General features: G+C 35.4%; 20 protein-coding genes and 1 riboswitch. All 20 genes read right to left on the reverse strand.

What is annotated here, in order from left to right:
* Positions 1-176: 176 nt before the first annotated feature.
* A complete protein-coding gene (ispD, locus tag ACW2QF_RS05160; RefSeq protein WP_455714926.1) occupies positions 177-899 on the reverse strand; it encodes a 2-C-methyl-D-erythritol 4-phosphate cytidylyltransferase in 723 nt (240 codons plus the stop codon).
* 75 nt (positions 900-974) lie between these two features.
* Complete coding sequence (gene tsaD, locus ACW2QF_RS05165; protein ID WP_455714927.1) at positions 975-2,000, reverse strand: tRNA (adenosine(37)-N6)-threonylcarbamoyltransferase complex transferase subunit TsaD; 1,026 nt, start codon at positions 1,998-2,000, stop codon at positions 975-977.
* A gap of 186 nt (positions 2,001-2,186) precedes the next feature.
* The gene (locus tag ACW2QF_RS05170; protein ID WP_455714928.1) at positions 2,187-2,774 is read right to left on the reverse strand and encodes a DUF6715 family protein; all 588 of its coding nucleotides are present in this window, start codon (positions 2,772-2,774) and stop codon (positions 2,187-2,189) included.
* Positions 2,775-2,804: 30 nt separating this feature from the next.
* A complete protein-coding gene (locus tag ACW2QF_RS05175) occupies positions 2,805-3,716 on the reverse strand; it encodes a ribonuclease Z (protein ID WP_455714929.1) in 912 nt (303 codons plus the stop codon).
* A 223-nt stretch (positions 3,717-3,939) separates the two neighbouring features.
* Complete coding sequence (locus ACW2QF_RS05180; RefSeq protein WP_455714930.1) at positions 3,940-4,179, reverse strand: hypothetical protein; 240 nt, start codon at positions 4,177-4,179, stop codon at positions 3,940-3,942.
* Between the two features lie 70 nt (positions 4,180-4,249).
* A complete protein-coding gene (gene rimI / locus ACW2QF_RS05185; protein WP_455714931.1) occupies positions 4,250-4,687 on the reverse strand; it encodes a ribosomal protein S18-alanine N-acetyltransferase in 438 nt (145 codons plus the stop codon).
* A gap of 5 nt (positions 4,688-4,692) precedes the next feature.
* Entirely contained in the window at positions 4,693-5,421 is a 729-nt protein-coding gene (gene tsaB / locus ACW2QF_RS05190; protein ID WP_455714932.1) for a tRNA (adenosine(37)-N6)-threonylcarbamoyltransferase complex dimerization subunit type 1 TsaB, read from the reverse strand.
* A 2-nt stretch (positions 5,422-5,423) separates the two neighbouring features.
* Positions 5,424-5,855 (reverse strand): tRNA (adenosine(37)-N6)-threonylcarbamoyltransferase complex ATPase subunit type 1 TsaE, encoded by a 432-nt coding sequence (tsaE, locus tag ACW2QF_RS05195; RefSeq protein WP_455714933.1) that lies wholly within the window; start codon positions 5,853-5,855, stop codon positions 5,424-5,426.
* A 12-nt stretch (positions 5,856-5,867) separates the two neighbouring features.
* Positions 5,868-6,380, reverse strand: coding sequence for a YcxB family protein (locus ACW2QF_RS05200; protein ID WP_455714934.1), 513 nt, complete (start codon positions 6,378-6,380; stop codon positions 5,868-5,870).
* 116 nt (positions 6,381-6,496) lie between these two features.
* On the reverse strand, positions 6,497-7,126 hold the full coding sequence (locus ACW2QF_RS05205; protein WP_455714935.1) for an ECF transporter S component: 630 nt from the start codon (positions 7,124-7,126) through the stop codon (positions 6,497-6,499).
* 240 nt (positions 7,127-7,366) lie between these two features.
* A riboswitch (FMN riboswitch) is annotated at positions 7,367-7,482 on the reverse strand.
* A 90-nt stretch (positions 7,483-7,572) separates the two neighbouring features.
* On the reverse strand, positions 7,573-9,735 hold the full coding sequence (locus ACW2QF_RS05210; RefSeq protein ID WP_455714936.1) for a Tex family protein: 2,163 nt from the start codon (positions 9,733-9,735) through the stop codon (positions 7,573-7,575).
* Positions 9,736-9,749: 14 nt separating this feature from the next.
* Positions 9,750-10,139, reverse strand: coding sequence for a hypothetical protein (locus tag ACW2QF_RS05215; protein WP_455714937.1), 390 nt, complete (start codon positions 10,137-10,139; stop codon positions 9,750-9,752).
* A gap of 889 nt (positions 10,140-11,028) precedes the next feature.
* Positions 11,029-12,240: an aspartate kinase gene (locus ACW2QF_RS05220; protein ID WP_455714938.1), complete on the reverse strand. Its 1,212-nt coding sequence runs from the start codon at positions 12,238-12,240 to the stop codon at positions 11,029-11,031.
* A 112-nt stretch (positions 12,241-12,352) separates the two neighbouring features.
* The gene (locus ACW2QF_RS05225; RefSeq protein WP_455714939.1) at positions 12,353-13,564 is read right to left on the reverse strand and encodes a cofactor-independent phosphoglycerate mutase; all 1,212 of its coding nucleotides are present in this window, start codon (positions 13,562-13,564) and stop codon (positions 12,353-12,355) included.
* A 168-nt stretch (positions 13,565-13,732) separates the two neighbouring features.
* Entirely contained in the window at positions 13,733-14,947 is a 1,215-nt protein-coding gene (locus ACW2QF_RS05230; RefSeq protein WP_455714940.1) for a homoserine dehydrogenase, read from the reverse strand.
* 4 nt (positions 14,948-14,951) lie between these two features.
* A complete protein-coding gene (locus ACW2QF_RS05235; protein WP_455714941.1) occupies positions 14,952-15,404 on the reverse strand; it encodes an ACT domain-containing protein in 453 nt (150 codons plus the stop codon).
* 253 nt (positions 15,405-15,657) lie between these two features.
* Positions 15,658-16,119, reverse strand: a complete 462-nt coding sequence (locus tag ACW2QF_RS05240) for a chemotaxis protein CheW (RefSeq protein WP_455714942.1) — start codon at positions 16,117-16,119, stop codon at positions 15,658-15,660.
* A 2-nt stretch (positions 16,120-16,121) separates the two neighbouring features.
* A protein-coding gene (prfB, locus tag ACW2QF_RS05245; protein ID WP_455714943.1) for a peptide chain release factor 2 occupies positions 16,122-17,244 on the reverse strand; the annotation gives its coding sequence in 2 pieces (ribosomal slippage) (positions 16,122-17,168 and positions 17,170-17,244; 1,122 coding nt in all).
* A 124-nt stretch (positions 17,245-17,368) separates the two neighbouring features.
* The gene (gene secA / locus ACW2QF_RS05250) at positions 17,369-19,939 is read right to left on the reverse strand and encodes a preprotein translocase subunit SecA (RefSeq protein WP_455714944.1); all 2,571 of its coding nucleotides are present in this window, start codon (positions 19,937-19,939) and stop codon (positions 17,369-17,371) included.
* A gap of 225 nt (positions 19,940-20,164) precedes the next feature.
* Positions 20,165-20,265 (reverse strand): sigma 54 modulation/S30EA ribosomal C-terminal domain-containing protein (locus tag ACW2QF_RS05255; RefSeq protein ID WP_455714952.1); only part of this gene is annotated, 101 nt, incomplete at its 5' end.

The following is a 20,265-nucleotide window of genomic DNA, read 5'->3' on the forward strand; positions in this document are numbered from 1 at the left end:
CTATATACTTAAATACATCAACTCCCATGACCAATTATCTAAAACCTTGGTTCAAGATCTTTGATTTTGATAATCTGTCATGGGAATTTTATTTCATTACAACATTATGATTCCTTTTTATATTTCTTTGTATTTCTTTGTATTTCTTTGTATTTCTTTGTATTTTTTATATGCCTTTACATGCCTATTAACATTTCCGCAATTTTGATATCTTCTGGTGTGGTCACTTTAATATTCTTATAGCTTCCTTCTACTATTTGTATTCTATGCTTACTTCCGTGCTCAACAATCATAGCATCATCTGTTATTTCAAGATTGCTATCTTTCATTACTTCTTCATACGACTTCATTAATAGCTCTAGTTCAAAAGCTTGGGGAGTCTGTATGATATACGTTAGACTTCTCTTTGGAGTATAATCTATACCCCCCGTTTCATCTGCAATTTTAATAGTATCCTTAGTAGGTACTGCAACCACTACTGCATTATTACATGTTACACCTTCTATTGTATCCTCTATAATCTTTTGTGTGATAAGTGGTCTAGCTGCATCATGTATTAATATATAGCAGTTTTCACCACTTTGAATATCTTCTGTGCTTTCTTTAATTGCTTGTAATGCATTGTTTACAGAAAGATAACGCTCCTTACCGCCAACAACAACACTCTTAACCTTCTTGAAACTGTACTTATCTACGATATGCTCCTTGCAATAATCAACTTCCTCTTTCCCTACCACTAATACAATTTGATCTACTTGACTATCCTGAAATGCTTTTAACGAATAATAGAGCATTGGCCTTCCAAGTATACTCATATATTGCTTTGCCACTTTGGACTCCATTCTACTTCCCTGTCCTGCTGCCAATACCACTGCAATATAATTATTTTTCTTTACCATACTATATTCCTTTCCAAAGCATCATACTATGTATCATACTTTGTATTGATTATCTAACTAGAATATCGATTTATTTCATTGTCTTTGTCCAATCTTTAAGTTAGGTACTGCATTTAAGTCAAGTCCATGTCTTGTCCCGTTTTTATATTCAAAATATGCTGCAGACGCAATCATGGCTGCATTATCAGTACAATAAATAGGCGATGGACAAAATAACGATAATCCATGTTTTTTACACGCTTGTTCCATACCATTTCTTAATCCCTTATTAGAAGCCACTCCTCCTGCTAAGGCCACTTTTGTCATTCCATACTCTTTCGCTGCAGCCATTGTTTTAGATACTAAAACATCTACAACAGCCTCTTGAAATGATGCGGCAATATCTGCATGATTCACTTCTAATCCTTTCATCTCACAATGATTAATGTGATTTAATACAGCCGATTTTACACCACTAAAGCTAAAATCAAATGGCGCACCTTCTATATTTGCACGTGGAAATGCAATCGCCTTACCATCACCTTCTTTTGCAAGCGCATCAATCTTTGGTCCACCTGGATAGCCTAATCCAATTGCTCTAGCCACCTTATCGAACGCCTCACCTGCTGCATCATCTCTTGTTCTTCCAATGATCTCATATTGGCCATATTCTTTAACTATTACTAAATGTGTGTGTCCCCCTGATACAATTAGACATAAGAATGGCGGCTCTAATTCTTTATTCTCAATATAATTAGCAGACACATGTCCTTCAATATGATGTGTTCCTACAAGCGGTATACCTGTTGCATAACTAATTGCTTTTGCTTCTGCAACACCTACTAATAACGCTCCCACTAAACCTGGTCCATAGGTTACACCAATCGCATCAATATCTTCAAATGTAACCTTAGCTTCTTCCATTGCCTCTTCTATAACCTGATTAATCTTCTCTATATGTTTTCTAGAGGCGATTTCTGGTACAACTCCACCATATAATTTATGAAGGTCTATTTGCGAAGATATTACATTTGATAAAACTTCTCTTCCGTTCTTTACTACAGCTGCTGCTGTTTCATCACAAGATGATTCAATTCCTAAAATCAATATATCTCTTTCCATACGCTATCTCCTAAGCAAACTCTATACGTTTTATGATTTATTAATAACACATTCTCAATACTTTCATTATATCCATATATCAGCAGACAGGGCACTCATGTAAAGCGATTCTTTACATTCATGCCCTATTAACTGCTCCTTACAATATATCAACAACCTTCTTCGATGACGGTCCATCTTCCTTTATTACTTATCAAGATCGGTAGGCGAAGTCATTTGCCATCCTAGTATTCTCCACTTCTCTTGATCATCTTTTCGAAGGATGTACCTTTCATAAGTTTTTGTAACTTCACTATCCTTTAATGTATAGGTTGCAATAATACTTGCATAATCCCTATCATCTTTACTCCAATACGTAACAGAACTACTCTTAGCAACAGCACTGGTAATAAATTTTCTGTTATTCTTTTGATAGTCAAGAAGCTCTTCTTTTAAATCTTTCAATTGCGAATCAATTGGATTTTGTTCTAATAACTCTTGATCAAACAACACTCTTTGTTGTGCCATAATCTTTTTAATTGTATCATCGTCTAACTTATTTTCATAATAACAAGCAATTATCTCATTATATTTAATAATTACTTCACGTGGTGTACTTGGATAATCTATTTCAAGATCAGTACCAATAACATTCTGCACTTGTTCTGCTAAATCTTCCTGCTCCGCTTTTTTTGTATCTCTGTTGACTAAAAAGATATATAGTGCCACCAGTATTATTGTTCCTATAACAACAATTAACCACTTGTTGCGACGCTCCTTTTTACTTACCGCCATAGCGATACCCCCTTGCATATCCTTATATAACTAATTTTCATCAAATAATAAGGTGTTAGATTTTCCATCTTTTGCAGTCTTTGTATTACCAAATATGTCTCTGGCTTCTTGTACATACTCATCAGGACGAATCAGTGATGGACTATAATGTGTAAGCCATAACTCTCTTACCTCTGCTTGCATAGCTAAAGTTGCTGCTTCTTTAAAAGTCATGTGTTTATGGGCTATCGCTTTTTCTTCCATGCCCTTTTCACCATACATACCCTCACAGATAAATAGATCTGAATTGCTAGCATTTTCTACTATACTTGGAACCGGTCTAGTATCTGTACAATATGTCACTTTAATTCCCTTACGAGCCTCTCCTAATACCATCTCTGGCGTAAAACGTATTCCAGCCTCTTCTATAATCTCTCCCTTTTGTAGACGGCTCCAATACTTTTGTGGTACATTATTCTCACTCGCCTTATCTAGATTAAATTTACCTGCACGTGGTACACAAATACTGTATCCGTAGCAAGTAATATTGTGACTTACTCGAAAGGCTTTAATAACATAATCATTAATATGGAATGTCTCTTCTGCTCCTGTTATCTCTTTAAAGATAATTTCAAATGGTAATTCTGGAGCTATTACTCTTAGGGCATTGACAACACGTTCAAGTCCTTTTGGTCCAATCATTACTACAGGCTCTGTTCGATCAGAATTCCCCATAGATAATAACAATCCTGGTAAGCCGCTAATATGATCTCCATGGTAGTGTGTAAAACAGATTACATCAATAGGATGAACACTCCAGCCTTTTTCTCTTATTGCTATTTGAGTTCCCTCACCACAATCTATTAACAAGCTGCTTCCATTCAATCTAGTCATCAGCGACGTTAACCATCTATTTGGTAGTGGCATCATACCACCTGACCCTAACAAACTTATATCTAACATCTATTATCCTCTCTACCTTTAATTATCGGTCTTTATCTCTGTATTATTAACATTTCGACTTCATCTTAACACATTTTAGCAAATTCTTCAATGAACGTAGATACAAAAAAAATTGTATATGACGGCTTGTCCATATATCGCGAGACAAATTATCATATACAATTCCTATTATCTATTCAATTATAACTATTGATACGGTATTGCAATCTCTATCCACTTCCCCTTAAATGACTTCTCCCTTAACGGAGATATCAACAGGTATCACAAAGGTTGAAACCATCTTATTATAGCAGTCTTCGCATACATTAAAAGAGTGGACTTGCAGATCCATATCAGAAAAGTACCCCCATTCTTTCTTTGCAGTAAAAACATCTTCTTTAAGTATTCCATGATCAAACTTTAATTTTTTTCCACAGACATTACAATTCATTTCTTTATGCTTCGCCTCTTTAAGCCACTTCACTGCTTACACCTCCTGCCATCAACGCAATACCTATATTATATAAGAAAATCCCCAAATATTGTAGTGGGAATTACTTGTAAAGCCACATAATAACTGCATCTTCCACTGGTTTTTCATAGAACCGTTTTCTAGTTCCCACATTCTTAAAACCAAGTTTTTCATATAAATGAATTGCCGGATTATTACTTGCTCTTACTTCTAAGGTAAAATTGCACGCACCTTTATCTTTCGCACGCTTTATCAGTTCTCTTAACATAACCGTAGCAACATGTGCATTTCTATAATTCTCTTTTACAGCTACATTTGTTATTTGACCTTCATCCTGAATAACATATAGCCCACAGTATGCAACAATCTCTTCCTGCTTATGCACAACTAGATAGATACACATATCCTGATTCAAAGAATCCATAAAGGATTGTTTGCTCCAAGGATCTGAAAAAATATTCTTTTCAATCTGAGTTACCTGTTCTAAATCGCCTTCTTCCATCATCCTAATTTGGAACACTTTAATTACTCCTTTTCGCTGAGCTTCTGATTTGCTCTATTCTTTTCAGCAAGTTCTCGTTCAGCTTGAGATAATCTTAGATACTCTGGTTTATGATCACGTGCTGTAACCATCTTCCCATCTTCATAATATCGACATGCAAGCGCCCCAATCGCTCCCGCTCTTTGCCTAGCCAAATGAATCTGACTAAGTACATATGGAACCTTTACATATTCAGCGATTTGTTTCTGATAAACAGGTACGCCATCTCCTAAGAACATGACTTTCTTCCCTTTAGCATTAATTTCATCAAGTATGTCAGTAAGTGCAACAGCACATTGTTGCTTAACTACTTGGAATTCTCCATCTATATACTCATAGAGGCCTGTGTATACTTGATTCCTCTTTGCATCCATTAAAGGGCAAATGATATAATCAGTAGCACCAATATTATAGGCTAGTCCATCTACAGTAGGTATTTCAATAATTGGCTTATTAAGGGCTAGTCCAAGGCCTTTTGCTGTAGAAGAGCCGATCCTAAGACCCGTAAATGATCCTGGTCCCATAGCAACTGCTATAGCATCAATATCTTTCAAATCCACTTCCAACATCTTCACAACGGCGTCAAGCATTGGTAGTAATGTCTGTGAATGCGTTTTTTTATAGTTTATTGTATATTCACCTATCAATTCATTCTCAGAAACAATTGCTACAGAAGCAACTAATCCAGAGCTATCTATTGCTAAGATCTTCATATTTACTCCCTTCTTTCTTCAATTGTTATCTTCCTGTAATCAAATCCTTTTTCTAAGTCTTTCTCAATCTTGATTACAGTAAATTTATCAGGTAGAATCTCTTCTATTAGATTTGCCCATTCAATCAGGCATACTCCTTCACCATAGAAATAATCTTCATATCCGATTTCTTCCATCTCTTCTACATCAGCGATACGATATACGTCAAAGTGATAGAACGGGATTCTTCCTGATTGATATTCTTGCACAATTGTGAAAGTAGGGCTACAAATGGGTTCATCAATTTGTAACCCATCTGCAAATCCTTGAGTAAATACGGTCTTACCAACACCTAAATCGCCTAGGAGACAAAATATATCTTTTTTATTTGCTTTTTTCCCAAGATCATATCCCAACTGATACGTCTCTTTTTCACTTAAACTTTCTATAACCATACGAACTCCAATCTATCTACTTCCCTTAAGTTTGCATTTCTTCGCATCTACATGGTTTCTAATTAATTCCATAAACTCCGCTTTTTGCTCTCCCATCTGAGATTTCGGGAGAATATAGCCTGTTACTTTTGAGAAATAAATAATAACCAGATTCTTGGTTTCTACCACCTTATAAGTATCATCCCATGACAATTCAGCTTGTTGGTCATTCTGTTTAACAACAATTCCATTATCGCTAAACTCATAATCAAGCGGAATCTTAAACATAGGATTTAGACACACTTGTTGTCTTGCTTTAAAACGCAACTGGATTGGATTCACTATAGTGAATAGTGAAGCTATTAACAATAACAATATATTCTGATAAGCATCTGATTTACCAAGACCTATAAAGAAGAATACTAACGCCACTAAGCTGATACCGACACCTACTAATCCAGCTACACTGGTATATGCATGTCTTAGTAAGAACTCATACATATCTGAAACTTTCAACTCAATTTTAAAGTTTACCCTTTTGCTCATCTGTAAGTTCCTGCCTTTCCTAACCGTCGACGCAACTTACCTTACCCAATTGTTACGTCGATATGCTTTTCTACTTTATTATAGCAGATACTTGCAAAAAGACAACGGGTAATCCACTAAATCCTGCTTCTTAGTGATTTATAAACATAATAGCTGACAACGCCCATTAAAATTCCCTTTACTATGTTGAATGGTGTGATACCATATAAAACAATTGTTCCTAGATCCTTAATTGCTGGAACCATTGGTGATGCTACACCAATAACATTCTCCATTCCTCCAAACGCAACAGCATATAGCGGAATCATTACAAAATAATTCGCTAAACCACCCACTGCTACCATTAATAATGTAGCTACTCCAAACGACACCCAAGTGCGTCCTTTCCCCTTCATACGTCTAAACAAAATACATGCAGGTAACACAAACGATGAACCAATTACAAAGTTCGCCAACTCACCAACACCACTTGTGGTTGAAGCTGTAATTGCTTTAATTAAATTCTTAATTAATTCGATAACTACGCCAACCGCTGGTCCATAGAAAATACCACCTACAATCGCAGGAACATCACTGAATTCAAGCTCTAAAAAACCAATGAATTTGAATGGCAAATGTATTAGCATTAGTACATATGCTATTGCTGATAGAAATGCAATCATCACAAGGTTCTTAGTAGAGAAAATCTCCTTACTTGCTACGGCAGTAGCTGATTTTAAATGTTCTGTTTTTGTTTGATTAGTCATTACAATCTCTCCTTATTATTTACTTTCTCTTGCACATACTATGTATTACCTCTGCGCAAGGTAATCTAAGAAGGTTCTGGAGCGCTTTATCTTATAACAAAGCGAAGCATTTTATGTACTAGCAAATTCGAATACATAAAAAAGCCCTGAATATTTTATTCAGGGCTTGTGCTATTCATCATCAATCATTACGAATAGAATTAGACCATAATCTAATTCTATTGTGTTAATAATATCAAATGTTGTCTTCTCTCATCCAGACTATACTGTCGGTTTTGGAATTGCACCAAATCAACTGCTACCAGCTCGCGGACTTTACCGCCGATCGGGAATTTCACCCTGCCCCGAAGAACTCTCTTATTCTATTTTGTTATAGCTTTATGCAACTGATTCGTTGCTTATACTGTTATAATATACCCACTTCTTTATTATGTCAACAGCTATAATTACATCTTCATTGTTAATTGAATTCTCTTCTTAGCCAAATCTACAGCCATTACCTTGACATCCACAATATCTCCGACACTTACCACATCAAGCGGATGCTTTACGAATTTCTTATCTGTCAATTGTGAAATATGAACAAGTCCATCTTGGTGAACCCCGATATCTACGAACGCACCGAAATCAATAACATTTCTAACTGTACCTTTCAAAATCATACCAGGTTCTAAGTCTTCCATTGCTAGTACATCGGTCCGAAGAATTGGTTTTGGCATCTCTTCTCTTGGATCTCTTGCTGGTTTTTCTAATTCCTTTACAATATCTTCTAAAGTTATTGTTCCTATTCCTAGCTCACCTGCTGTTTTACTTTTGTCTGTAATCTTACTACCAAGTCTTGATAATACAGGTTTACCTGCTTCGTCTTTTTTAGTGATATCAGCTAGAGTATAGCCTAGGGTATCCAATAGTGATTTTGCTGCCTCGTATGTTTCTGGATGCACACTTGTAGCATCTAACGGATTATCTCCCTCTGAAATTCTCATGAAACCGGCACATTGTTCATATGCTTTTGTTCCAAGCTTTGCAACCTTTAATAATTGTTTACGATTAGTAAATCTTCCGTTCTCCTCACGATAAGCAACAATATTCTTTGCAATCACCTTAGTGATACCTGATATATATTCAAGCAACGATGCACTTGCTGTGTTCAAGTCGACACCTACTTTATTTACACTATCTTCAACGACACCGGATAATGCTTCTCCAAGTTTCTTCTGATTCATATCGTGTTGATATTGACCTACACCAATTGCTTTTGGTTCTATCTTAACAAGTTCAGCCAGTGGATCTTGAAGTCTTCTTGCAATTGACGTAGCACTTCTTTGACCAACATCAAAGTTTGGAAACTCTTCCGTTGCTAATTTACTTGCAGAGTATACACTTGCACCCGCTTCATTTACAATAATATATTGAACGGGACGCTTCATCTCTTTAATCATCTCTGATACGATTAATTCCGATTCTCTCGATGCAGTTCCATTACCTATTGAGATTAAGGTAATGTTATACTTCTCGATTAATGCTTTCACAACTTTCTTTGCTTCTTCTACCTTGTTTTGTGGTGCAGTAGGGTATACAACCGTTGTATCAAGCACTTTCCCTGTCGGATCCACTACCGCTAATTTACAACCAGTACGGAATGCTGGATCCCAACCAAGTACAGTTTGTCCCACAATTGGAGGTTGCATAAGAAGTTGTTCTAAATTCTTTCCGAATACTTTAATAGCTCCATCTTCTGCTTTCTCAGTTAATTCATTGCGAACCTCACGTTCGATAGCCGGTGCTATTAATCGGTTGTAACTATCTTCAACTACTTTAACTAATAAATCTGTTGTATATACATTATCCTTTCGAATAACTTGTTTCTCTAGATATCTTAAAATCTTTTCTATAGGGGCATTCACCTTAACAGTTAGAATCTTCTCTGACTCACCGCGATTTAACGCAAGCACACGATGCCCTGCAATCTTAGCAATTGTCTCTTCAAAGCTGTAATACATCTCATATACAGATTCTACCTTATCATCCTTTGCAACAGATGTAATCGTTCCTTCTTGCATCGTAACTTTACGAATATAGATACGATAGTCGGCTTCATCTGAAATACTTTCAGCAATAATATCCATTGCACCAGCAATGGCATCTTCTACCGTAAGAACTTCCTTATCCTCAGATAAGAATGCTACCGCTTCTTCTTCCACTGGTTTTGTAAGCATTTGCATTACAATTAGATTTGCAAGCGGTTCTAAACCTTTCTCTTTAGCAATTGTGGCTCTTGTTCTTCTCTTTGGTCTATAAGGACGATAGAGGTCCTCCACCACTACTAAAGTAGATGCTTCAAGAATTTGTTTCTTCAGTTCTTCTGTAAGTTTTCCTTGTTCTTCTATGCTTGCTAATACAGAAGCTTTTTTATCCTCGAGATTACGTAAATATAACAATCTTTCATGTAAATTACGTAAGACTTCATCGTTCAGCGATCCCGTTACTTCCTTACGATATCTAGCAATAAACGGTATGGTGTTTCCTTCATCAATCAACTTTACAGTCGCTTCTACCTGCTCTAGTCTTATTCCCAATTCTTCTTTTAACTGTTTTAAAATATCCATGTGAACAAACTCCTTTACGACTTTCTTATAAATTCTTCCTTACATATTGGGCAAGTAATACAGATCTTTCCTTTTCCCTTTGGAACACGCACAGTCTTTCCACACTTTGGACATTTATAATAACGATGTGTTTTATCTTTGCTACGTTCTACCTTTTTTCTAAATGTATTTCGAATCGGATTCCAAAAAGATAAGAACTTCTGATTCTCATCATATCTTTTTCTTATATTTCTTGAAAATGTTCTAAAATAGCAAATAAACAGCGGTATCAATGACAACGTTGAAAGAAAATGTGTGTTCGGAAAAATTCCCACTATTGTTAGTATAACCGAAATTATAAGAAGTGCAATAGACAATTGATCCACTCCATACCTACCATTCATAACTCTCCTTAACCAATCCATACTAATTCCTCGCTTTCTATTATTTCTATTATTTCTATTACTCCTACCGCAAAACTCAATTTACTTTCTACATAGCTTCTTAGATGACATAGTATGACACGAAACACGCTACACACCTAAGTACTTCTAAGTGTGTGCTATACAGAATTCAAATGGTACGGAACCACCTTCGATTCGGCAGCCTGCCTCAGCTCAGGCTGGTTCGGCTTCCATGCCTCACCTTCCTAGCTCATGAAACACACACTAAGAAGTACTACGGTGTTTCGCTATCGTTTCTTAGTCATACCATATCATCTAAGAAGCAATTGTACAATTTGAGAGTTTTGCTTTACTACTTTAATAGCAGAAAAACAAACAAACTCTATGAGCGAATACTCATTTATTCATCGCACTATAATTAAGTACTACTGGACACCCAATTTTGAGTTTATTAAACTTTCAATAAGTTATATTAAGTTACTAGAAATAATAATGCTAAATCGAGAGAAATACAATTAAATAATTATTAAAAAAGTATATAACTATAGTTATGAAGTATTATTACCAGTCTTGAATTTGACATTTTTGTTGTAGTGATAGTCTTATAATGAAACAGTAATGGCGGAATACTTTACGCAGAATGCACCACAACATATATCAAACTTTTGCAAAATCCCCTTTAGATGCACTACCCTATTTTTAGCAACTGAGTACAATGATATGCGACGTCAAAAAAACAACCTTCCATAAGGTGTGTGACTAAGGCGAACATTTATGTCCGCCTTAAGGCATACACCGTTGGAAGGTTGTTTTTATTGCCGGCGTGTGAATGTACACAGTTGCTAAAAATAAATCTACAACTAATTTTGCAAAAGTTTTTCAACAACGTATACGCATTCTGTTTTTAGAACTATAAGCCTAAAGCAAATTTTTCATGAACCGCATTTGTTGCTACTTCAACTGATTTGTCGTCAATTAATACAGTTACGCGAATTTCTGATGTTGCAATCATCTTGATGTTTACTTGTACATCATATAATGCTTCAAACATCTTAGCAGCTACGCCTGGGTTTGACATCATACCACCACCAACGATTGATACTTTGGCAACATTTCTTTCAACGTCTACTGACTGGCATTTTAAGCTTCCTTCGCTATGTCTCTTGATAATTTGAACTGCTTCATCTACTGCATCTTCTGTTACCGTAAAACTGATATCTTTTGTTCCTTCGCGTCCAATTGATTGAAGAATGATATCCACATTAATGTTATGGTTTGCTAAATGATTGAATAATTTGAATGCTACTCCTGGTGTATCTTGTAACCCTACTACTGAAATACGTGCTACATTTCTATCTGCTGCTACTCCACTTACTAACATTTTTTCCATTTTAACTTCCTCCTTAACAACGGTTCCTTCTGATGTGTTTAAACTTGAGCGCACTACTAGTGGTACTCCATACTTTTTAGCCATTTCAACAGACCTATTGTGTAGAACACCAGCTCCTAATGTAGCTAAGTCTAACATCTCGTCATAAGTAATCTCATCAAGTTTTTTTGCATTCTTTACAATTCTTGGATCTGCCGTAAATACACCATCAACATCAGTATAGATTTCACATGCATCAGCATGTAAAACCGCAGCAAGAGCAACTGCTGTTGTATCGGATCCTCCCCTTCCAAGTGTAGTGTAATCATCATATTGATTTATACCTTGGAAACCTGTTACGATAACAACCTTCTTTTCTTCAAGTTCATGCTTAATTCTTTCTGTATCAATTCGTTTTAATCTTGAATTTCCATATACAGAAGTCGTGTGCATAGCTACTTGGAATGCATTTAGAGAAATAGCAGGAACTCCTAATGAGTCCATAGCCATCGCCATAAGTGCTACAGAAGTTTGCTCGCCAGTTGTTAATAACATATCTAACTCTCTCTTAGAAGCTTTTGGATTAATATCCTTAGCCATATCTAAAAGTACATCAGTTTGCTTACCCATTGCAGATAATACAACAACCACTTGGTTGCCTTTTTGATAGTCTTCCATACATCTTTTTGCAACATTAAAGATTCTCTCTTTGTTTGCTACAGATGTTCCGCCAAATTTTTTTACTATTAGCATAACTGCCTCCTATACTATATACATATATTTAGAATGCGCAACTAAAAACTTACGCAAAAATGCACTTATAAAATGGAAATGCTACAACATAGTAGCCTCTTAAGACAATAAATTACTCCTTCTCATCTTCCAATAATTTATTTATCATTTTATAGCCTTCTTCTACATAAATTTTGCTGTCTTTTGCTTCTCTTTCATTATAATGCCATGTAGCTTTCTTATCAACTGTACTATCATAGAGTAGATATGGTACCGGATCACTTGTATGTGTTCTACACCAAATTGGGGTAGGGTGATCTGGCATAATTAATATTCTATATGGTTCTCCCGATGCATCCATCTCTTCTTTTACAACCTTAATCACTCTCTCATCTAAGAATTCAATTGCTGTGATTTTGTTAGGGATACTCCCCTGATGACCCATCTCATCTGGTGCCTCAATATGAATGTATACAAAATCACATCCATCTTCTATTAATGCTTTAACTGCAGCATGTGCTTTACCTTCATAATTTGTATGTAACGTACCATCGGCGCCTTCCACTTCAATATTCAACATGCCTGCTCCAACAGCAATACCTTTTAGTAAATCAACTGCTGAAATCATTGCACCCTTTTTGCCAGTCTTGCCTTCAAAGGAATCTAATGCCGGTCTAGTACCTGCACCCCAGAACCAAATTGAATTTGCTTTATTAAGTCCTTTTTTAGCCCTCTCAACGTTCAATGGATGATTATTTAATATATCATAACTTTTCTTCATCATATCTCTTAGCTTGGTATCCTCTGGCAAGTAAGAACTGATCACTTTACCAAGAATATCATGAGGGGGAGTAAGTTCAACTACCTCTCCTTTATCCCATATTGTTAAATGTCTGTAACTTGTTCCCACATAATATTTATATACATCTGATTCTAATTGGTTACGAACAGCTTCTAACAATATAGCTGCATCTTCTGTAGATATTTCACTTGAACTATGGTCAATAATCGTCTTCTCTTCATATGGAAGATTATCATCTGAAACCGTTACGATATTACAACGAAGTGCTATATCAGTGGGTTTCATATCTACACCTATACTCAATGCCTCTAAAGGTGAACGTCCTGTATAGTATTTCTTAGGATAGTATCCAAGTACAGCAAGGTTAGCTGTATCACTTCCTGGTTTCATACCTTCTGGTATTGTTTTTGCAAGTCCAATCTCTGATTTCTCTGCTAGGGCATCCATCATAGGTGTCTTTGCATACTCAAGTGGCGTTTTCTTACCAAGCTCTTCTAGCGGTTCGTCAGCCATTCCATCTCCTAATACAACAATATACTTCATGTCTTTTCTCCCTTTCATCAACTGCAGAGTTTCCTGCTTATGTATTTACACAGGCTGCTGCTATAATCTATTGTTCAAGAGATTGTAATGTTAAGAGTTGTAACTATTAGATGAATAATAGCCACAGACTCCAAAACATACAATACTCTTATAGTTAAAGCAATAAAATTAGAAACTTACACGAATTCTGCTAAGCATATTCGTCAGCTGTGTTTGTTTCTGAGCAAATTCACCTTCTGCTATTTCTTTTGTAATGAAAGCATATTCACCAGCAACAACTTCTTCAACATCGATAACTTCACCAAATAACTCATTTACTTTAGCGATATTACTATTCTTATCTCCAGTTAAGCGAACAAAGAATTTATGTTTCGCTTGCTTGATATCAGATAATTCTAATTTCTTACTACTCCATAGTGTCATTATATTCGTACCAAGATGCTTTGCTGCATCTACTACATCAGCGACTACCGCACTTGCTGTTGGCAATTTACCTGCACCTCTACCATAGAACATAACATCGCCAAGTACATTACCACTTACGAAGATTCCGTTGAATACATCATTAACACCCGCTAATGGATGTTCTTCACTAATCATCATTGGTGCAACCATTGCAAATACTTCATCATTCACTTTCTTGCTTGTTCCGAATAACTTGATGCTTGCATTTAATTCTTTAGCATACTTCATATCAACGTCAGTAATCTTTGTGATTCCTTCTGTATAGATATCTTCATAATCCACTTGCATACCAAATGCCAATGAAGATAATATTGCAATCTTTCTACAGGCATCGTAACCTTCTACGTCTGCTTCTGGATTACGTTCTGCATAACCTTTGTCTTGCGCATCTTTTAGCACTTCATCAAATGCAAGACCTTCTTTACTCATCTTAGTTAAGATGTAATTTGTTGTTCCATTAAGAATACCTGTGATTTCTTCAATTTCATCTGCTGTTAAGGATTGATTTAATGGACGAATGATAGGGATTCCACCACCAACACTTGCTTCAAATAAGAAGTTAATATGTTTTTGCTTAGCAATCTCTAATAACTCCGCACCATGCTTTGCGACTAATTCTTTATTAGAAGTACAGACGCTCTTTCCTGCTAATAATGCTTTCTTAACGAAAGTATAAGCTGGCTCAACACCACCCATCACTTCCACTATAATTTGCACATCTGGATCATTAAGAATAACGTCATAATCATGAACAATTTTTTCTTGAATCGGATCACCTGGGAAATCTCTTAAATCTAATACATATTTAACATTAAGCTCATTTCCTGCTTTCTTATTAATACTTTCTTGGTTGGTATTTAATACTTCAATAACACCTGACCCAACCGTACCATAACCTAACACGCCGATATTTAACATATTGTCACTCCCTAGCTAATATTTTTAAATAATGAATTCCGTCTAACTCTTCCAATGCATCGATTAATACAGACAAACTTACACTCGATGGAAGAACTTCTACACTGATTGTAACCATGGCAATTCCATTAACCGGAATACTTTGATGTATAGTTAATATGTTTGCTCCATTCTGTGCAACAAGATTAAGAACCTTCGACAGTAATCCAGGTTCATCATCCATTTGCAACATAAATGTAATTGTCTTGCCTCTAGAGTTATCATGAAACGGAAAGATATCGTCTTTATATTTATAAAACGAACTTCGACTTATACCAACTGCATCTGTTGCTTCTTGTACAGTAATAACTTTTTCTGAATCCAGTAAATGTTTGGCTTCAACTACTTTAAGAAGTACTTCAGGAACTGCTTTTTTCTTTACAATAAAGTATTTATCTTCTTCTAACTTATTATTCATAACTGCTCCTATTCACCTACTATGGTGTTTGTATAGGAAATACACTTGTTTTTCCTAGGAAGATATTAACACACTTCAATTTCGAATGCAACCTTTTTATAAATATTCTCTATAATGCATAAAAAAAGATAGATTTCTGACATATATTCTCGTAAGCAACCAAAAATCTACATCAGAAACCTATCTTTAATTATTATATACTGCATACATTTACTTCTGTTATTGCTTATCCATGTATTATTATAAGCTATTCTTATGCCGATTCAGCGATTCTCTGCATCTCACCTTTTTCCGCTTCACTCAGTGTACCATCTAAATTTAGTAATACAACCAATCGCTTTTCCACATCTGCCACATAATTAATATACGCAGTACTTTCCGTACGAATAATAGTAGGAGCTTCATGAATATTGCTTCCTGCTATTTCAACGATTTCATTAACAGAATCAACTTCAAATGCCATCATGATATCTCTTGATTTCGTTACGATTAGTTTCGTATTCTCGTCAACAGACTTCTTAGAAAGACCAAATTTATTTCTTAAGCTATATACCGGAATTACATCTCCTCTTAAGTTAATAATCCCTTCAATAAAACTTGGTGCGTTAGGTATTGGTACGATATCCATATATTTTTCTATAGCTTTAACATATAAAATCCCTATTCCAAACTCTTGGTCTCCTAGTTTAAATATAACTTGCTTCGTGTTTTCCATACTTACTCCTCCTTATTTTTACCCATACTTAACCATTTTAAGTATGCATTAATAAAAGGATCAATATTTCCATCTAGAACACTTATTACATTCCCTACTTCTTCATTCGTTCTATGATCCTTTACCATTGTATATGGTTGCATTACATAGGATCGGATCTGGCTTCCCCAGCCGATTTCCTTTTGTTCCCCACGAATATCAGATTCTTTTTCCAGACTCTCTTGTTGCTTTAACATATAAAGCTTAGCCTTTAACATCTGCATAGCTTTATCTTTGTTTTGAAATTGTGATCTTTCATTCTGACATTGTACTACAATACCAGTTGGAAAATGAGTAATACGAATTGCTGATGATGTTTTGTTAATATGCTGTCCACCAGCACCACTCGAACGATACGTATCAATTCTAATATCATCATCTTTGATTTCAATATCAATATCCTCTTCTATATCTGGCATTACGTCACAGGAAACAAAAGATGTCTGACGCTTTCCCGCAGCATTAAATGGTGATATACGAACAAGACGATGTACCCCTCTCTCTGATTTAAGATACCCGTATGCATTCTCACCATTTACCTGCAAAGTAACAGATTTTACACCAGCCTCCTCGCCATCTAGATAATCTAGAACTTCAGTAGTGAAGCCTTTCTTATCTGCCCAACGTTGATACATTCTGAATAGCATATTAGCCCAGTCACAACTCTCTGTACCGCCTGCACCCGCGTGTAAAGTAATAATTGCGTTATCTTTATCATACTCCTCTGAAAGCAATGTTGCAACACGCAAGTCCTCAAATTCTTTCACAAATTCATTCATTGCTTCCTCTACTTCAGATACTAAATCAGAATCATTTTCTTCATAACCCAATTCTATTAGAGTCTGGACATCTTCATATGCTTGCATTAATTCATCAAACTTTTCAATTGTTGTTTTTAGCTCTTTAATCTCCTTCATATAATCTTGAGATGCTTTCGCATCTTCCCAGAAGGATGGCTTTTCCATAATTTCTTCAATCTCTTGGACTCTTAGCTTCTTACTCGCTAAGTCAAAGTGAATCCCCCACTTCTTTTAGTGGTTTCTCATACGTACCTAACGTATATTTGTATTGATCTAATTCAACCACTATTTTCACCTCTTTCTTCTTTCTAAATTAAGCAGATTTTCTATTCGCTTTATTTCGGAACCATTAAGGTTACATAAGGTAAAAGGGACGTTGCTTATTACCCGTCCCTTTTTATTATATCATTTTAATAATTCTTACCACAACATTGTTTGTATTTCTTTCCACTTCCACATGGACATGGATCATTTGGTTGAACCTTCTTACCAGTACGTTTTACTGGTCCTTTAGCAGATTCATCTTTGTTTGTTCCTGTAACCTTAGCTACTTCTTCTCTTTCTACGTTCTGTTCAATTCTTACATGCATTAACGCACGAACAGTATCTTCAGAAATAGCCGATATCATTTCATCAAACATTTCAAATCCCATGAATTTGAATTCTACTAGTGGATCTCTCTGTCCATATGCTTGTAATCCAATACCTTGACGTAATTGGTCCATATCATCAATATGATCCATCCATTTTCTATCAATAACTTTTAATAAGATAACGCGTTCAATTTCTCTTAACTGTTCAATTTCAGGGAACTCCGCTTCTTTTGTCTCATACAATTTAACAGCTTTTTCTTTTAACTCTTGGATCAATTCATTTTTCTTCATTGTTTCCATTTGTTCTTTTGATAATTCAACTTCATCAATCGGAATTACTGGTATTAATAACTCATTTAATTCTGCTAAATCCCATTCTTCTGGCAATTGATCATCGCTGATACAACGGTTAACAAATTTCTCTACGTTGTCAGTAATCATCTTATAGATTGCATCTCTCATACTTTCGCCATCAAGAACTTTTCTACGCTCAGCATAGATGATTTCTCTTTGGTCATTGTTAACTTGATCGTATTCAAGAAGATTCTTTCTGATACCATAGTTGTTGTTTTCAATTTTTTTCTGTGCCTTTTCAATTGCACTAGATAACATCTTATGCTCGATTTGCTCTCCATCTGGAAGTCCTAATGAAGTGAACATAGTCATTAACTTCTCAGAACCAAACAAACGCATAAGATCATCTTCAAGCGAGATAAAGAATCTTGATTCACCTGGATCACCTTGTCGACCTGCACGACCTCTTAACTGGTTATCGATACGTCTAGATTCATGTCTTTCTGTACCAATAATCTTAAGGCCACCTATATCAGTTACTCCTTCACCAAGTTTAATATCAGTACCACGACCTGCCATGTTTGTTGCAATTGTTACTGCACCATGTTGACCAGCATCTGCTATAATTTCAGCTTCTAATTCATGGAATTTTGCATTCAGTACTTTATGAGGAATGCCCTTCTTTTTAAGAAGTTCACTGATTTCTTCAGAAGCTTCAATTGTAATAGTACCTACTAGTACTGGTTGTCCCTTCTTATGACTTTCAATAATCTCATCCGCTACCGCATGTAATTTCTCACGTTTTGTTTTATATACTGCGTCTTGTCTATCAATTCTGGCAATTGGAAGATTCGTAGGAACTACGATAACATCCATTCCATAGATATCTCTGAATTCTCTTTCTTCTGTTAAGGCTGTACCAGTCATACCACATTTTTTTTGATATTTATTAAAGAAGTTCTGGAATGTGATTGTTGCAAGAGTTTTACTTTCTCTCTTAACCTTTACTTTTTCTTTTGCTTCAATTGCTTGATGCAAACCATCTGAATAACGACGGCCTGGCATAATACGTCCAGTAAATTCATCAACGATTAATACCTGATCATCTTTAACAACATAATCTTTATCTTTGAACATTAAGTTATGTGCACGTAATGCGAGAATAATATTGTGTTGGATTTCAAGATTTTCTGGATCTGCAAGGTTTTCAATACTGAAGAATTTCTCTACTTTATGAACACCTTCTTCTGTTAAACTTACATTCTTGTCTTTTTCGTTAACAACGAAGTCTCCATCTTCTTCTATCTCTTCTTTCATGATGGCTGCCATCTTTGTTAATTCAGGACTATCTTTTCCACGCTCTAATTGTCTCGCTAATAAATCACATGCTTCATATAATTTCGTAGACTTACCACTTTGACCAGAAATGATTAATGGGGTCCTAGCTTCATCGATTAATACAGAGTCAACTTCATCAATGACTGCATAGTGTAATCCACGCATAACTAATTGTTCTTTGTAGATTACCATGTTATCTCTTAAGTAATCAAAGCCTAGTTCATTGTTTGTTGCGTAAGTGATATCACATGCATATGCTTCGCGTCTCTCATCATTAGTCATACTGTTAAGAACTACACCAACAGTTAAACCTAAGAATCTATGAACTTTACCCATCTCTTCAGCATCACGATGTGCTAGATAATCATTTACTGTTACAATGTGTACACCTTGTCCTTCTAAAGCATTTAGGTAAGCTGGTAATGTTGATACTAATGTTTTACCTTCACCAGTTTTCATTTCAGTGATTCTTCCTTGGTGAAGAATTATACCGCCCAGTAACTGAACTCGATAGTGTCTCAATCCTAAAACTCTCTTTGAAGCCTCTCGAACAGTAGCATATGCTTCTACTAATATATCGTCAAGCGTTTCGCCATTTTCCAAACGATTTTTAAATTCTTTTGTTTTATTCTTTAATTCCTCATCCGATAGTTTAACAAATTCCGGTTCTAATGCTTCGATTTTATCAACAATTGGATTAATTCTCTTTAATTCACGCTCGCTATGTGTCCCAAATATTTTATTTACTAATCCCATTACTTTTCACTCCTATAATATTGGTGATATTCAAACTAAGTTCTATTGTATCATTAGTCCCCTCACTATTCAACTTATTTTTTTAAACAACCCCCATTCTTTTACATAATATACATATATATACATAGTCATTTCTCACTATAAACAAACACAAAAGTAAAGGGAGAAGAACCTCAGCAAGTACCTTCTCCCTTTACTATATATTTAATTATAATTCATTACCTACTAGAATTCTGGCTCAATTAAACCAAATGTGTTACCTTTACGTTTGTAAACAACATTAACTTCATCTGTATCTGCATTTCTGAATACGAAGAAGTTATGTC

The sequence above is a fragment of the Anaerosporobacter sp. genome (genome assembly GCF_965301125.1).